Here is a 15,901-nt window from a genome sequence, read left to right on the forward strand (position 1 = left end):
GATTATTCAATATGAAGATGGTGAGCAAATACACGATTAGCGATTAATTCAACAGAACAAGATGAGTTGTTCTGTTGGTGTTATTGAATCATCAAGAGAGGTAACAAATGGAACGAAATACACTGGCTCGGCAGATTATTGATACCTGCCTGGAGATGACCCGACTGGGTCTGAATCAGGGAACAGCTGGCAACGTTAGCGTGCGCTATCAGGGGGGGATGCTGATCACACCAACGGGTATTCCCTATGAAAAACTGACCGAGTCACACATCGTTTATATTGATGCCGATGGTCAGCATGAGCAGGGAAAACTGCCGTCCAGTGAGTGGCGTTTCCATATGACTGCCTACCAGACGCGCCCGGATGCCAATGCGGTGGTGCATAACCATGCGGTGCACTGTACTGCCGTGTCTATCCTGAATCGTGCTATCCCGGCTATTCATTACATGATTGCCGCCGCCGGGGGCAATTCTATTCCCTGTGCGCCGTATGCCACGTTTGGCACGCGCGAGCTGTCAGAATATGTGGCCGTCGTCCTCAGGAACCGCAAAGCGACGTTGTTGCAGCATCACGGTTTAATCGCCTGCGAAGAAAATCTGGAAAAGGCGCTGTGGCTGGCACATGAGGTTGAGGTACTGGCTCAGCTTTATCTTAGTACGCTGGCGATTACCGATCCGGTGCCGGTGCTTGATGATGAGGCTATCGCCATCGTGCTGGAAAAATTCAAAACCTATGGGCTGCGTATTGAAGAGTGATATCGCAACGCGAACAGGAGAACGGCAATGGCGAACAGAATGATTCTGAATGAAACGGCCTGGTTTGGCCGGGGTGCGGTAGCGGCACTTTGCGATGAAGTAAAACGCAGGGGCTACCATAAAGCGCTGATTATCACTGATAAAACGCTGGTGCAGTGCGGCGTGGTAGCGAAGGTTACGGATAAAATGGACGAGGTGGGCCTGGTCTGGGATATCTACTCTGGGGTGCTTCCTAATCCGACGATCGGTATCGTGAAAGAGGGGTTGGAGGTTTTTCAGCACAGCGGCGCAGATTATCTTATCGCCATCGGTGGCGGGTCGCCGCAGGATACCTGTAAGGCGATTGGTATTATCAGCAATAACCCGGAGTTTGCGGATGTTCGCAGTCTGGAAGGACTGTCGCCAACGCGTAAACCCAGCGTTCCCGTTCTGGCAATTCCCACCACGGCGGGAACGGCGGCGGAAGTGACCATTAACTATGTGATCACTGATGAAGAGAAGCGGCGTAAATTTGTTTGCGTCGATCCACATGACATTCCGCAGGTCGCTTTTATCGATGCCGACATGATGGACGGAATGCCGCCGTCGCTGAAAGCGGCAACCGGTGTGGATGCGCTGACCCATGCGATTGAAGGCTATACCACCCGTGGTGCGTGGGCCTTAACAGATGCGTTGCACATCAAGGCCATTGAGATTATTGCCGGGGCGCTGCGCGATTCAGTGGCGGGTGAACGGGATGCCGGAGAGGCAATGGCGCTGGGTCAGTATGTTGCCGGGATGGGTTTTTCCAACGTTGGATTGGGGCTGGTTCATGGCATGGCGCACCCGCTGGGGGCATTCTATAACACCCCGCACGGCGTGGCGAATGCCATATTGTTGCCGCATGTCATGCGCTACAATGCTGAATATACTGGCGATAAGTTCCGCGATATTGCGCGAGCGATGGGCGTGAAGGTGGAAGGCCTGACCCTTGTTGATGCACGTAATGCGGCGGTTAATGCCGTCTTTGCGCTCAATCGTGACGTGGGTATTCCCCTCCACCTGCGTGACGTAGGGGTACGTAAAGAGGACATTTTGGGGCTGGCACAGGCGGCGTTTAATGATGTATGTACCGGCGGTAACCCACGGGAAGCGAGTTTCAACGATATTATCGAACTGTATCATACAGCCTGGTAGGTTCTGGTAAGGTCGTTCAGCACGGTGCTCTGCACCGTCCGCGTTAATATCAGAGGGGGAGTGTCGTAAGGCATTCCCCAATGGTCGATCAGTACGTTTAATTTTATTTTTTTACCTTCCAGGTCAGGCAAAGCTGCTACCCGACAAATGCTCATCGCACCTATTTCCGGTGACTTTTCACCTCATATCCGCTATCTTGTTTAGTATACAAAACACAATTGCCGTCGGTTTTGCTATGTCATGCAAAAGAAAGGCAATATTGTTAAGCCAGTAAAACGAGATGCCATAATGAGTGTGATGTTTGATCCAGAAGCTGCAATCTATCCCTTCCCGCCAAAACCTGTCCCACTAACCGTGGATGAAAAGCAGTTCTACCGTGAGAAGATCAAACGTCTTCTCAAGGAGCGAGATGCCGTGATGGTGGCACATTACTACACTGACCCGGAAATCCAGCAACTGGCGGAAGAGACCGGGGGCTGCATTTCCGACTCTCTGGAGATGGCACGCTTTGGTGCAAAACATCCCGCGTCCACGCTACTGGTGGCGGGCGTTCGTTTTATGGGCGAAACGGCAAAAATACTCAGCCCTGAAAAAACCATTCTGATGCCGACGCTTAATGCTGAATGTTCACTTGATCTCGGCTGCCCGATTGACGCGTTTACCGCCTTCTGCGATGCCCATCCTGACCGTACTGTGGTGGTCTATGCCAATACATCTGCAGCGGTAAAAGCGCGTGCAGACTGGGTGGTGACGTCCAGTATTGCCGTTGAGCTGATTGAGCATCTGGACAGCCTGGGCGAGAAAATCATCTGGGCACCAGACCGGCATCTTGGAAGCTATGTCCAGAAGCAAACCGACGCAGACGTTCTCTGCTGGCAGGGTGCCTGTATTGTGCATGACGAATTCAAGACACAGGCGCTGACGCGCATGAAGGCGCTCTACCCGGAAGCGGCCATCCTTGTTCACCCGGAATCGCCACAATCAATTGTCGATATGGCGGATGCCGTTGGATCAACCAGCCAGTTAATCAACGCCGCGAAAACATTGCCGCATAAGCAGCTCATCGTGGCGACCGATCGCGGTATCTTCTACAAGATGCAGCAGGCCGTGCCGGAAAAAGAGCTGCTTGAAGCGCCTACGGCGGGTGAAGGGGCGACGTGCCGCAGTTGTGCTCACTGCCCGTGGATGGCGATGAATGGCCTGAAAGCGATTGCCGAAGGGTTAGAAACCGGTGGTGCAGCACATGAAATCCATGTGGATGCCGCCCTGCGTGAAGGTGCGTTAATTCCGCTTAACCGCATGCTGGATTTTGCGGCTACACTACGTACTTAATTCAACAGGCCCCGGGGAAAAGATGGATTTTTTTAGCACACAGAACATTCTGGTTCATATACCGATTGGTGCGGGTGGCTATGACCTGTCATGGATTGAGGCCGTTGGCACGCTGGCCGGGTTACTCTGTATCTGGCTGGCAAGCCTTGAGAAGATCAGCAATTACGCATTCGGGTTAATTAACGTCACGCTCTTTGCCATCATCTTCTTCCAGATCCAGCTATATGCCAGCCTGCTTTTACAGCTGTTCTTCTTCGCGGCGAATATTTACGGCTGGTACGCATGGTCCCGGCAGAACAGTCAGCAGGAGGCAGAGCTGCAGATCCGCTGGTTACCTCTGCCAAAAGCCATCGCCTGGCTTGTCGCCTGCGTTGTCGCCATTGGTTTAATGACTGTCTATATCAACCCGGTATTTGCTTTCCTGACCCGGGTCGCGGTGTCTGTCATGTCCGGTATAGGGTTGAACGTCACGATGCCGGTGCTGCAACCAGATGCCTTCCCGTTCTGGGATTCCTCCATGATGGTGTTGTCGATTGCTGCGATGATCCTGATGACCCGTAAATACGTTGAAAACTGGTTGCTGTGGGTCATCATCAACGTCATTAGCGTGGTGATCTTTGCCCTGCAGGGGGTCTATGCGATGTCACTGGAGTACTTGCTTCTGACGTTCATTGCCCTGAACGGTAGCCGCATGTGGATTAACAGCGCGCGTGAGCGGGGTTCTCACGCGCTTTCCAGCTAGTGGTGGTGATGTGAATGGCCGGGCTGTGCTTCGTTCAGATGACAGTCTGGTCCGTTACAGGGCTGGTACTCCATCTGGATAGTGGCGTGGCCAATCTCATAGTGATGTTCCAGAAAGTGATGGATGCGTTCAAGCAGCGCATCATGGTCATGAGGTGGGATGACCTGAACGTGCAAGGTCATGACAGGTTTCTCACCCACCAGCCAGACGTGAACGTGGTGGACGTTTCTCACTTCATGGATTGAACGGCGCAGATTGCGTTTTAGCTCGATAATATTCACTGAAGTGGGTGCGCCCTCCAGTAACTCATTGACGCTCTCCTTCAGTAACCGCCAGGCACTGCGCAGAACCAGGCAGGATACCAGTACCGAAAGAATAGGGTCGACGGGTGTCCAGCCGGTATAGAGGATCACCAGCGCAGCGACTATTGCCCCGACAGAGCCGAGTAAATCACCCAGCACATGCAGCGCCGCCGCCCTGACGTTCAGGTTTTTTTCACCGCTGCCACGGTGCAAAATCCAGAATGCCAGAATATTGGCAAGCAGCCCTGCTACGGCAATGACCATCATTGTCATCCCGGCAATTGGCTGTGGGTGCCTGAAACGCTGGAAGGCCTCCCAGACAATAAAAATAGTGATCACAACCAGTGCAATCGCGTTAACAAAGGCAGCAAGGGTTGTAAGCCGGAGCCAGCCAAACGTATGGCGGGCATTGGGCGGGCGACGGGCGAACTTAACGGCCAGCAGCGCGAAGAACAGGGCTGCGGCATCGGTGAGCATGTGCCCGGCGTCAGCCAGCAAGGCCAATGAGCCAGAGATAATCCCACCGATCACTTCGACAGCCATAAAGACCGCGGTTACCCCGAAGGCGAGCATCAGGCGTTTAGCATTTTCATCCCCGGAGGCGTGCGAGTGAGAATGCGCCATATCTATTTTCCTCGTTTCTTTTTAGGCTAAGTGTAGAATTTTTAATGTGTTACACAAACCTCTTTTTCGCTATGTTACGCGTAATGGCCGGAGAGGGTGTAAAAGGCGGTTTACACTTCCAGGCTGACGAGATAGATTGAAGGGATTGCTTTCATTACTCAAAATATGGCAGAGCCCGGACAGAAGATGAATTACCAGAACGACGATTTACGCATTAAAGAGATCAATGAGTTATTGCCTCCAGTCGCACTCCTTGAAAAATTCCCCGCCACGGAAAATGCTGCAAACACGGTGTCTCACGCCCGTAAAGCGATCCACAAGATCCTGCGCGGCAATGACGATCGTCTGTTAGTGGTGATTGGCCCATGCTCTATTCACGATCCTGCCGCGGCAAAAGAGTACGCAGCCAGATTGATCTCGCTGCGTGAAGAGCTAAAAGGCGAGCTGGAAATTGTGATGCGCGTTTATTTTGAAAAACCGCGTACCACGGTGGGCTGGAAAGGGCTGATTAACGATCCGCACATGGATAACAGCTTCCAGATTAACGACGGTCTGCGCATTGCACGCAAACTGCTGCTGGAAATCAACGACAGCGGTCTGCCCGCGGCCGGAGAGTTTCTGGATATGATTACGCCACAATACCTGGCCGACCTGATGAGCTGGGGCGCAATCGGTGCGCGTACCACGGAATCTCAGGTTCACCGCGAGCTGGCGTCTGGCCTCTCTTGCCCGGTTGGTTTTAAAAACGGTACCGACGGCACCATCAAGGTAGCCATTGACGCCATCAATGCTGCCGGGGCACCGCACTGCTTCCTGTCCGTGACCAAATGGGGCCACTCTGCCATCGTGAACACCAGCGGTAACGGCGACTGTCATATTATTCTGCGCGGTGGTAAAGAGCCGAACTACAGTGCAAAACATGTGGCTGAAGTGAAAGTCGGGCTGGAAAAAGCAGGTCTGTCACCGCAGGTGATGATCGACTTCAGCCATGCCAACTCCAGCAAGCAGTTTAAAAAGCAGATGGAAGTGGGTGAAGATGTTTGCCAGCAGATCGCCGGGGGTGAAAAAGCGGTGATTGGGGTGATGATTGAAAGCCATCTGGTTGAAGGTAACCAGAATCTGGAAGGCAGCGAGCCGTTGGTTTACGGTAAGAGCGTCACCGATGCATGCATCGGCTGGGAAGATACCGACACCATCCTGCGCCAGCTGGCGAACGCGGTAAAAGCACGTCGCGGCTGATTCTGACAGCGCAAATAAAAAAGCGTGGATTTCTCCACGCTTTTTTTATGTCTGGCGAAAATTACTTCGCTTTACCCTGGTTCGCCACTGCCGCCGCTTTAGCAGCGATTTCATCAGCGTTACCCAGGTAGTAGTGTTTGATTGGTTTGAAGTTTTCATCGAACTCATATACCAGCGGTACGCCAGTTGGGATGTTCAGTTCGAGGATCTCGTCTTCACCCATGTTGTCCAGGTATTTCACCAGTGCACGCAGGGAGTTACCGTGCGCGGCGATGATCACGCGCTCACCGCTTTTCAGACGTGGCAGAATGGTTTCGTTCCAGTAAGGCACAACGCGGTCGATGGTCAGCGCCAGGCTTTCAGTTGTTGGCAGCTCAGCGTCGGTCAGTTTCGCGTAACGCGGGTCGTGGCCCGGGAAGCGTTCGTCGTCTTTGGTCAGTTCTGGTGGGGTGATCGCGAAGCCGCGACGCCACTGTTTAACCTGCTCGTCACCGTATTTCTCAGCGGTTTCTGCTTTGTTCAGACCCTGCAGCGCACCGTAGTGACGTTCGTTCAGTTTCCAGGATTTCTCAACCGGCAACCAGGCCTGATCCAGCTCGTCCAGTACGTTCCACAGCGTGTGGATGGCACGTTTCAGCACAGAGGTGTAAGCAAAATCAAAGCTGAAGCCTTCTTCCTTCAGCAGTTTACCTGCTGCTTTCGCTTCGCTTACGCCTTTCTCGGACAGATCAACGTCATACCAACCGGTGAAGCGGTTTTCGTTGTTCCACTGGCTTTCGCCGTGGCGCACCAGAACCAGCTTAGTTACAGCCATATCTTACTCCTCATAAGCTTTATTGAATGATAACAATTCTCATTATATTGCCGTGACAATGCCAGCGGCAACGCTTAACCCTAACCATAGCGAAAATAGTCTCTGAGTGTAAGATGCTTGTGAATCCAGGGTTATTATTTTGTCTGCAATCGATGCTATTTTCAGCAAGATGGACATAAAAAAAGCCCTCCGAAGGGAGGGCTGGAGATTAGTGAGGAATAAAATGGTATTCCGTCACGCTAACGTACTCTTGACCCGGACGCAGTATGCAGTCCGGTTGCGACCATTCAGGATGGTTCGGGCTGTCAGGCAGATACTCGCTTTCCAGCGCCAGACCTTGCCAGTCGCTGTATTCGTCATGTTCCCGTGCCGCTGTGCCGCCAAGATAATTACCCGAATAGAACTGCAGGGCAGGTGCGGTAGTGTAGACCGTCATCTGCAGCTTCTCATCCGCAGACCAGACCTGGGCCGCAGGCTGATTCACATCGCCTTTTGCCTGCAGCAGGAAAGCGTGGTCGTAGCCTTTCACCTTGCGCTGATCGTCATCGCTCAAAAAATCCTGCGCGATGGTTTTCGCATTGCGGAAATCAAAGCTGTTACCGTTTACTGATTTCAGCGCCTGGTGTGGGATCCCCATTTCATCCACCGGCAGGTACTCATCCGCCAGTATCTGCAGCCTGTGGTTACGGACATCGCACAGATTACCGTCCAGGTTGAAGTAAGCGTGGTTGGTCAGGTTGACCGGGCACGGTTTATCGACTGTCGCACGGTACTCAATGGCAATGCGGTTATCGTCAGTCAGCGTAAAACGTGCAAAAACGGAGAGATCCCCCGGGAAACCCTGATCGCCATCGGGAGAATCCAGCGAGAACAACACCTCACCGTCATTTTGCTGAACAATCTGCCAGCGACGCTTATCAAACCCTTCCGGGCCACCGTGCAGCTGATTTTCTCCCTGGCTAGGGAGAAGCGGGTAGCGCACACCGTCGAGTTCAAAACAGCTTTTCGCGATACGGTTAGCATAGCGTCCCACGGACGCGCCAAGAAAGGCGGCCTGGTTGACGTACTGTTCTGGCGACGCACAGCCGAGCAGGGTTTCGCGCACGCTGCCGTCAGGCATCGGTACGCGAGCAGAAAGCAGGGTTGCACCCCAGTCCATCAGCGTCACCACCATCCCTGCGCTGTTGCGCAGAGTTAACAGGCGATATGGCAGTCCATCAGGTGCAAGAGTTGGCGTTTCGTTTAGCACTGTCCCGCTCCTTGTGATGCTTTGCAGACATAGAAGGTTTCTTTAATGCCAGTTTTGGCCTCGTACTGTTTCGCGACGGCGTCCTGCACGGTCGGGACGAGTTCTTCCGGCACCAGTGCAACGATGCAGCCACCAAAACCGCCGCCGGTCATACGCACGCCGCCTTTGTCGCCGATGGTGGCTTTGACGATTTCAACCAGGGTGTCAATTTGCGGAACGGTGATCTCGAAATCATCGCGCATAGAGGCATGAGATTCCGCCATCAGCTCACCCATGCGCTTCAGGTCGCCTTTTGCCAGCGCGGAAGCCGCTTCAACGGTACGGGCGTTCTCCGTTAGCACGTGGCGAACACGTTTAGCCACAACCGGATCCAGCTCGTGCGCCACTTTGTTGAATTCATTGAGTGAAACGTCACGCAGGGCCGGTTGCTGGAAGAAGCGCGCGCCGGTTTCGCACTGCTCGCGACGGGTGTTGTACTCGCTGCCTACCAGCGTGCGTTTGAAGTTACTGTTGATAATAACGACGGCTGCGCCTTTTGGCAGCGGAACGGCTTTGGTTCCCAGCGAGCGGCAATCAATCAGCAGGGCATGCTCTTTTTTACCCAGCGCGGAGATCAGCTGATCCATAATGCCGCAGTTGCAGCCCACAAACTGGTTTTCTGCTTCCTGACCGTTCAGCGCGATTTGCACCCCATCCAGTGGCAGGTGGTACAACTGCTGGAATACGGTACCAACCGCCACTTCCAGCGAAGCCGACGAGCTTAAGCCTGCTCCTTGTGGAACATTGCCGCTGATGACTAAATCTGCGCCACCGAAATTCTTGTTACGCTTTTGCAGATGCTTCACGACACCGCGCACGTAGTTAGACCACTGCTGGCTATCGTGCATCACAATCGGGGAATCGAGTGAAAATTCGTCCATTTCATTGCCATAATCGGCGGCAATCACGCGGACTTTGCGGTCGTCGCGCTTTGCGCAGCTGATGACCGTCTGGTAATCAATGGCACAAGGCAGAACGAAACCGTCGTTATAGTCGGTATGTTCCCCGATCAGGTTTACGCGGCCAGGAGCCTGGATAACGTGGGTGGCAGGGTAGCCGAATTTTTCAGCAAACAGGGATTGTGTTTTATCTTTCAGACTCATTTTTTTTTAGACTCCTGATTCGCGATAGTGGACGTCGCTAACGGAACGCAGGCGCTCTGCTGCCTGTTCTGCCGTCAGATCACGCTGGGTTTCAGCCAGCATCTCATAACCCACCATGAATTTACGCACCGTTGCAGAGCGCAACAGTGGTGGATAGAAATGGGCATGCAGCTGCCAGTGCTGATTCTCTTCGCCATTGAACGGTGCGCCGTGCCAGCCCATAGAGTACGGGAAGGAGCACTGGAACAGATTGTCGTAACGGCTGGTCAGTTTTTTCAGCGCCAGCGCCAGATCGTCACGCTGTTCGTCGCTGAGATCGGTAATGCGCTGAACGTGTGCTTTCGGCAGCAGCAGCGTTTCAAACGGCCATGCCGCCCAGTACGGTACCACCGCCAGCCAGTGTTCAGTCTCGACAATAGTACGGCTGCCATCGGCCAGCTCACGCCGGGCGTAATCCACCAGCATTGGCGAACCGTTTTGTGCGAAATAGTCTTTTTGCAGTCGGTCTTCACGCTCAGCTTCGTTTGGCAGGAAGCTGTTCGCCCAGATCTGACCGTGTGGGTGTGGGTTAGAGCAGCCCATCGCTGCGCCTTTATTTTCAAATACCTGTACCCACGGATAGGTTTGACCCAGCTCAGCCGTTTGTGTTTGCCAGGTACTGACGACCTCTTTCAGGGCGTCAACGCTTAGCTCCGGCAGCGTTTTGCTGTGATCGGGAGAGAAGCAGATAACACGGCTGGTACCGCGTGCGCTTTCACAGCGCATCAGCGGATCATCGCTTTCCGGCGCGTCCGGCGTATCAGTCATCAGGGCCGCAAAATCGTTGGTGAAAACGTAAGTGCCTTTATAGTCCGGGTTTTTATCTCCCGTAACGCGCGTATTGCCCGGACACAGGAAGCAGTCCGGGTCATGCTGCGGAAGGGTCTGTTTCGCAGGCGTCTCTTGCGCCCCCTGCCAGGGGCGCTTGGCGCGATGTGGAGAGACCAAAATCCATTGCCCGCTTAATGGGTTAAAACGACGATGCGGGTGATCAACGGGATTGAATGGAGTCATGACGGATCCTTAGTCCGGATACCCTTGCGGATGGCGTGACTGCCAGTGCCAGGTATCCTGTGCCATTTCATCAAGCGTGCGGGTAACACGCCAGTTAAGCTCTTTATCGGCTTTGGTTGCATCGGCCCAGTAAGCTGGAAGATCGCCATCACGACGCGGTGCGAAGTGATAGCTAACCGGCTTACCGCAGGCTTTGCTGAAGGCATTCACCACATCCAGCACGCTGCTGCCGATACCGGCTCCGAGGTTGTAAATATGCACGCCCGGTTTGTTCGCCAGCTGCTGCATGGCTGCAACGTGGCCATCGGCCAGATCCATGACGTGGATATAATCACGCACGCCGGTACCATCTTCGGTGGGGTAATCATTACCAAAAATAGCCAGTGAGTCGCGACGACCGACTGCGACCTGCGCGATATACGGCATCAGGTTGTTTGGAATGCCCTGTGGATCTTCCCCCATGTCACCCGATGGATGCGCGCCGACCGGGTTGAAATAGCGCAGCAAGGCGATGCTCCACTCCGGCTGTGCTTTTTGCAGATCGGTCAGGATTTGTTCCACCATCAGCTTACTTTTGCCATACGGGCTTTGCGGTGTGCCGGTCGGGAAGCTTTCAACGTAAGGAATTTTGGGCTGATCGCCGTAGACGGTTGCGGATGAGCTGAAGATAAAGTTTTTGACGTTCGCCGCACGCATGGCGGAGAGTAAGCGCAGGGTACCGTTGACGTTGTTGTCATAATACTCAAGCGGTTTCGCTACCGATTCACCGACCGCTTTCAGGCCCGCGAAGTGGATCACGGTCTCAATCGCATGGTCGTGAAGGATTTCGGTCATCAACGCTTCATTACGGATGTCACCTTCCACGAAAGTCGGTTGCTTGCCGCCAAGACGTTCAATCACGGGCAGCACGGTGCGCTTACTATTGCACAGGTTGTCGAGGATGATGACATCATGACCGTTTTTCAGCAGCTCCACGCAGGTATGACTACCTATGTAACCGCTACCACCTGTTACCAGAACTCGCATATTTCGCTCCATTGGGCTTATGGTATGTAATAACCATAGCATAACAGAGACGTCAAAAGTGTGACATGGGATATATTAGTGGAATCGTTTACACTGTTTTTCAAAGCCATTTTTTAGCGCATATGTCGCATTCTAGATCAAAGAGATAGAGATGTATTGCTGCAGGTTATCTGAAAAGAGGAGGGCGGAGCCCTCCACGGATTAATCGATTTTGCTCAGAAGGTAGTGATAGCGTTCACCGTCCGGGACAAATTCGAGGCGATGAGTGATGCAGGCAGGAGCGTCTTCAGCATGGTGTGAAACAAACAGTAGCTGCGTTTCGCCTTCACCAATGAGAACGTCCACAAAGCGACGGATCAGCTGGCGGTTAAGCGGATCCAGCCCCTGCAGCGGCTCGTCCAGAATCAACAGGGTCGGGTGTTTCACCAGCGCGCGAACAATCAGCGCCAGGCGTTGCTGGCCCCACGACAGGCTATGAAACGGTGCATCAGCGACCCGGTTGTCCATCCCCAGAATATCCAGCCATTGCTGCGCCAGCTTGTGCTGTTTATCCGATACCGCCTGATAAATGCCGATAGAATCAAAATACCCTGACAGGATGACGTTACGCACGGTGGTGCTGACGCGGTAATCCAGATGCAGACTGCTGCTGACATAACCAATGTGCTTTTTGATATCCCAGATGGTTTCACCGCTTCCGCGTCGGCGGCCAAACAGCGTCAGATCGTTACTGTAACCCTGCGGGTGATCGCCGGTGATAAGACTCAGCAGCGTCGATTTTCCTGCTCCGTTAGGGCCGGTGATTTGCCAGTGTTCACCTGGGTTAACCGTCCAGCTCAGCTGGTTAAGGATGGGGCGATCGTTATAAGAGACCACGCCATTACGCAGCATAATGCGCGGCTGGTGGGGGTCTAAACCGTGTCGGGCCGAAGGGGCATCGGGTTCCGGGAGGGTAATACCGTCCAGCTTTTCGCTGTGCGCCAGCTGGGCAATTAACGCTTGCTGAAGCAGTGCCGTTTTTTCACCGGTTTCGGTCAGACTGCAGTCGGCCAGCACGCCTGCGTTCTGGATAAAATCAGGGATTTCATCAAAGCGGTTAAGCACCAGCACAAGGGTGTAACCTTGCTGGTTGAGTGAACCTAACAGCGTTGCCAGCTGGGCGCGGGAGCGCACATCCAGCCCGTCGAATGGCTCATCAAGGATCAGAAGTTCAGGCTCGCTCATTAGTGCCTGACACAGCAGCGTTTTTCGCGTCTCGCCAGTAGAAAGGTATTTGAAGCGCCGTTCCAGAAGCGCAGTAATCCCAAATTGCTCCGCCAGATGCTGGCAACGGGCGCTGTCTTTCACGTCGTCCTGAATAATTTCTGCCGTAATGCGGCCTGTATCCTCTTCACCCGGACTGAGTAAATCGGTGTTATTCCGCTGCCACTCATCGCTCACCAGTTTTTGCAGTTGCTCAAATGAGAGACGCGTTAGCCGGGTAAAATTACACTGACGCTCACCTTTAAGCTGGGTCAGCTCTCCGGCTAACGCGCGGGCCAGCGCCGATTTTCCGCTACCGTTGGTTCCCACAAACGCCCAGCTTTCACCCGCACGTAATGTCAGATCCGGAAGCGTCAGCGTTCGGGTATCGCTAAGACGAAACGTGCCTTGCGAAATATGCAATGATGACATGATTTATCCCATTTTTTGCAGCAACAGATGTCAGGGATACTCACTGTCGGCATGCTTGTCAATGCGCTTAGCACAATGTGGCGATAATCACCCGGTCGGCGTTGAAATATGCGGTCACCACAGCACCTTCTTCTAATTCGCTCGCCTCGCTTACCGGAACCGTCGCGCAAAGCGTTTGCCCGTCTGGCAGGGTCATCAGTACCTCACACTGCTCCTCGCCGCGTTCAATATGACTGATTGCGCCGTGCAGGTGGTTGTCCGCGTGCTTTGCACGCTCGGGGTTGCGGGTGATATTGACCCACGGTGCCTTGAGCAAAACCAGCACCTCTTTGCCTTCATCCAGCCCGAGGCGCTGTCCGCTCTGTGCCGTCACCGCGGCCTTCAGGCGAGTGGTGCCATCGGCAAGTAAGATCTCAATATGCTGCTGCACCTGGGAATTATCGCGTGCCGTTACCGTACCAAACCACTGGTTGCGGGCGCTGGTCTGTAACGAGAAGCGGGAAATGGCCGCCAACAGGCTATCCAGCGGGAGGTTATCGTTGTCACTGAGTACATCAAAGGCTTTTTGCTGGATCTGCCCCAGCAGATCGTAAAGCTGAATCAGGCGCTGGCCGTAACGGGTCACTACCGCGCCGCCGCCACCTTTGCCGCCCGTTGCCCTGTCAACCAGCGTTTGTTCGCTCAGGGTGTTCATGTCGTTGATCGCATCCCAGGCGCTTTTATAGCTGATGCCTGCGTTCTTAGCACCCTGGCTAATTGAGCCGGTTTGTTCTATCTGTTTAAGCAGGGCAATACGTCGTGGGTCGGCGAAAAGCTTCTGCTGAAGTCGTAGGGTGAGGAGGATTTCGGCCTGCATAACAATGTCCTGGCAAAAAAACGTATTGTGACCCAAATGACGTAGTGCGCAAAGTACACCGCACAAAAGGGGATGTTTTTCTCACTTTTCAGGGTAGAATAAGCCATTCACAATATCTGGAGAAAACCATGTTAGAGTTGTTGAAAAGTCTGGTATTCGCCGTGATCATGGTACCAGTAGTGATGGCTATCATCCTCGGTGCCATCTACGGCCTGGGTGAAGTGTTCAACGTCTTTTCGAACATTGGTCACAGAGACCAGCCTAAAAAGCAGCATTAATTCCCCACAAAACGCCCGGCTTGCCCGGGCGTTTTGCTCTCAAGTTTTTCTTCCTTTCGCCGATATTTATTTCTGTAGCGCATATGTTTACTCATTAATCGGTACGATTTAACGCTAGGATATCCCTGTCGTTATCGTTATATTTATAAATATATAACGACACACAGGAGCTACAAATGGCACGTACATGGGTACGCCTTTTCGCAGGGGCAACGCTGACGTTCACTCTCGCCGGACACGCGCTGGCTGATGAAAATAAAATTACGGTCTTTGCGGCGGCGTCGCTGACCAATGCGATGCAGGATATTGCAGCTGAGTACAAGAAAGAGAAGAACGTAGAGGTTGTCTCCTCTTTTGCTTCGTCTTCTACACTGGCTCGCCAGATTGAAGCGGGCGCACCTGCCGATCTGTTTATTTCGGCAGACCAGAAGTGGATGGATTACGCCGCTGAGAAAAAATCCATTGATACGGCAACCCGTGAAACGCTGCTGGGTAATAGCCTTGTTGTGGTGGCACCAAAATCCAGTACGCAGGGCGACATCACCATCAACAAAGACACTCCCTGGATCCGCCTGCTGAACGGTGGGCGTCTGGCGGTAGGCGATCCGGAACACGTTCCGGCGGGAATTTACGCCAAAGAGGCGCTGCAAAAACTGGGGGCATGGCAGACACTGTCCCCGAAACTGGCTCCGGCTGAAGACGTGCGCGGCGCGCTGGCACTGGTAGAACGTAACGAAGCCCCGCTGGGGATTGTGTACGGTTCTGATGCCATTGCCAGCAAAGGTGTGAAGGTGGTGGGGACGTTCCCGGAAGACTCCCACAAGAAAGTGGAATACCCTGTTGCGATTGTTGATGGACATAAAAATGCGACGGTGACGGCCTTCCGTGACTATCTGAAGGGGCCGCAGGCGTCTGCAATCTTTAAACGTTATGGATTCACGACTCACTAATGATATTGACCGATCCTGAATGGCAGGCTGTGCTGCTGAGCCTTAAAGTTTCTTCCCTGGCGGTAGCGCTGAGTTTGCCCTTTGGGATCTTCTTTGCCTGGTTACTGGTTCGCTGTAAATTTCCAGGCAAAGCCCTGCTTGATAGTGTTCTTCATCTTCCCCTTGTCTTGCCGCCCGTCGTGGTCGGTTATCTGCTGTTAATTTCGATGGGCCGACGTGGGTTTATCGGTGAATGGTTATATGACTGGTTTGGACTGACGCTTGCCTTCAGCTGGCGTGGTGCGGTTCTGGCGGCTGCGGTGATGTCATTCCCGCTGATGGTCAGGGCGATTCGCCTGGCGCTGGAAGGTGTTGATCTTAAGCTCGAACAGGCGGCCCGTACGCTGGGTGCCGGGCGCTGGCGCGTCTTTTTCACCATTACGCTCCCGCTCACGCTGCCGGGTATTATTGTTGGTACGGTGCTGGGGTTTGCCCGTTCGCTCGGGGAGTTTGGTGCCACCATTACTTTTGTGTCGAACATTCCCGGTGAAACGCGCACCATTCCGTCGGCCATGTATACCCTGATCCAGACGCCGGGCGGTGAAGGTGCAGCGGCGCGGCTGTGCGTGATTTCGATTGTGCTGGCGCTGGGCTCTCTGCTGGTGTCTGAATGGCTGGCGCGCATCAGCCGTGAGCGAATGGGGAAATAG

The 15,901-nt window shown here is 53.7% G+C and carries 16 protein-coding genes; 8 read left to right on the plus strand and 8 right to left on the minus strand.

The genetic code is table 11. The features are described 5' to 3' along the window. Positions 1-107 precede the first annotated feature (107 nt). From fucA to pnuC, 4 genes are all read left to right on the plus strand, one after another. A complete protein-coding gene (gene fucA, locus ACHHZ6_RS13625) occupies positions 108-755 on the plus strand; it encodes an L-fuculose-phosphate aldolase (protein WP_182919612.1) in 648 nt (215 codons plus the stop codon). A gap of 27 nt (positions 756-782) precedes the next feature. Then, the gene (fucO, locus tag ACHHZ6_RS13630; RefSeq protein WP_182274166.1) at positions 783-1,931 is read left to right on the plus strand and encodes a lactaldehyde reductase; all 1,149 of its coding nucleotides are present in this window, start codon (positions 783-785) and stop codon (positions 1,929-1,931) included. A 288-nt stretch (positions 1,932-2,219) separates the two neighbouring features. Beyond that, positions 2,220-3,263, plus strand: a complete 1,044-nt coding sequence (nadA, locus tag ACHHZ6_RS13635; protein ID WP_395122383.1) for a quinolinate synthase NadA — start codon at positions 2,220-2,222, stop codon at positions 3,261-3,263. A 22-nt stretch (positions 3,264-3,285) separates the two neighbouring features. Continuing rightward, positions 3,286-4,005, plus strand: coding sequence for a nicotinamide riboside transporter PnuC (gene pnuC / locus ACHHZ6_RS13640; protein ID WP_182274168.1), 720 nt, complete (start codon positions 3,286-3,288; stop codon positions 4,003-4,005). Here the strand turns inward: pnuC and zitB are convergent. Beyond that, complete coding sequence (zitB, locus tag ACHHZ6_RS13645) at positions 4,002-4,931, minus strand: CDF family zinc transporter ZitB (protein WP_395122385.1); 930 nt, start codon at positions 4,929-4,931, stop codon at positions 4,002-4,004. The genes pnuC and zitB overlap by 4 nt on opposite strands. A gap of 186 nt (positions 4,932-5,117) precedes the next feature. Between zitB and aroG the strand changes: the two genes are divergently transcribed. Continuing rightward, a complete protein-coding gene (gene aroG / locus ACHHZ6_RS13650) occupies positions 5,118-6,170 on the plus strand; it encodes a 3-deoxy-7-phosphoheptulonate synthase AroG (protein ID WP_182274170.1) in 1,053 nt (350 codons plus the stop codon). A gap of 61 nt (positions 6,171-6,231) precedes the next feature. Here aroG and gpmA read toward each other — a convergent pair whose 3' ends face one another. From gpmA to modE, 7 genes are all read right to left on the minus strand, one after another. Next, entirely contained in the window at positions 6,232-6,984 is a 753-nt protein-coding gene (gene gpmA, locus ACHHZ6_RS13655; protein WP_182274171.1) for a 2,3-diphosphoglycerate-dependent phosphoglycerate mutase, read from the minus strand. Positions 6,985-7,192: 208 nt separating this feature from the next. After that, complete coding sequence (gene galM, locus ACHHZ6_RS13660; RefSeq protein WP_395122386.1) at positions 7,193-8,233, minus strand: galactose-1-epimerase; 1,041 nt, start codon at positions 8,231-8,233, stop codon at positions 7,193-7,195. Further along, a complete protein-coding gene (galK, locus tag ACHHZ6_RS13665) occupies positions 8,227-9,375 on the minus strand; it encodes a galactokinase (protein ID WP_395122387.1) in 1,149 nt (382 codons plus the stop codon). Before galK ends, galM begins: the two co-directional genes overlap by 7 nt. Positions 9,376-9,381: 6 nt before the next feature. Continuing rightward, a complete protein-coding gene (gene galT, locus ACHHZ6_RS13670) occupies positions 9,382-10,428 on the minus strand; it encodes a galactose-1-phosphate uridylyltransferase (protein WP_196391009.1) in 1,047 nt (348 codons plus the stop codon). A 9-nt stretch (positions 10,429-10,437) separates the two neighbouring features. Continuing rightward, a complete protein-coding gene (gene galE, locus ACHHZ6_RS13675; RefSeq protein WP_182274175.1) occupies positions 10,438-11,454 on the minus strand; it encodes a UDP-glucose 4-epimerase GalE in 1,017 nt (338 codons plus the stop codon). Positions 11,455-11,655: 201 nt separating this feature from the next. After that, on the minus strand, positions 11,656-13,128 hold the full coding sequence (modF, locus tag ACHHZ6_RS13680; protein WP_395122389.1) for a molybdate ABC transporter ATP-binding protein ModF: 1,473 nt from the start codon (positions 13,126-13,128) through the stop codon (positions 11,656-11,658). A 67-nt stretch (positions 13,129-13,195) separates the two neighbouring features. Then, a complete protein-coding gene (gene modE, locus ACHHZ6_RS13685) occupies positions 13,196-13,984 on the minus strand; it encodes a molybdenum-dependent transcriptional regulator (protein ID WP_395122391.1) in 789 nt (262 codons plus the stop codon). A 128-nt stretch (positions 13,985-14,112) separates the two neighbouring features. Between modE and ACHHZ6_RS13690 the strand changes: the two genes are divergently transcribed. The 3 genes from ACHHZ6_RS13690 to modB all read left to right on the plus strand — a co-directional run bounded on the left by ACHHZ6_RS13690 (position 14,113) and on the right by modB (position 15,901). Further along, positions 14,113-14,262, plus strand: coding sequence for an AcrZ family multidrug efflux pump-associated protein (locus ACHHZ6_RS13690; protein WP_182274178.1), 150 nt, complete (start codon positions 14,113-14,115; stop codon positions 14,260-14,262). 176 nt (positions 14,263-14,438) lie between these two features. Continuing rightward, complete coding sequence (gene modA / locus ACHHZ6_RS13695) at positions 14,439-15,212, plus strand: molybdate ABC transporter substrate-binding protein (protein WP_196391012.1); 774 nt, start codon at positions 14,439-14,441, stop codon at positions 15,210-15,212. Further along, positions 15,212-15,901, plus strand: a complete 690-nt coding sequence (gene modB / locus ACHHZ6_RS13700) for a molybdate ABC transporter permease subunit (RefSeq protein WP_182274180.1) — start codon at positions 15,212-15,214, stop codon at positions 15,899-15,901. Before modA ends, modB begins: the two co-directional genes overlap by 1 nt.

Origin of the sequence: Enterobacter cloacae complex sp. 2024EL-00214 (assembly GCF_043945575.1) — a bacterium.
Taxonomy (GTDB): domain Bacteria; phylum Pseudomonadota; class Gammaproteobacteria; order Enterobacterales; family Enterobacteriaceae; genus Enterobacter; species Enterobacter cloacae_P.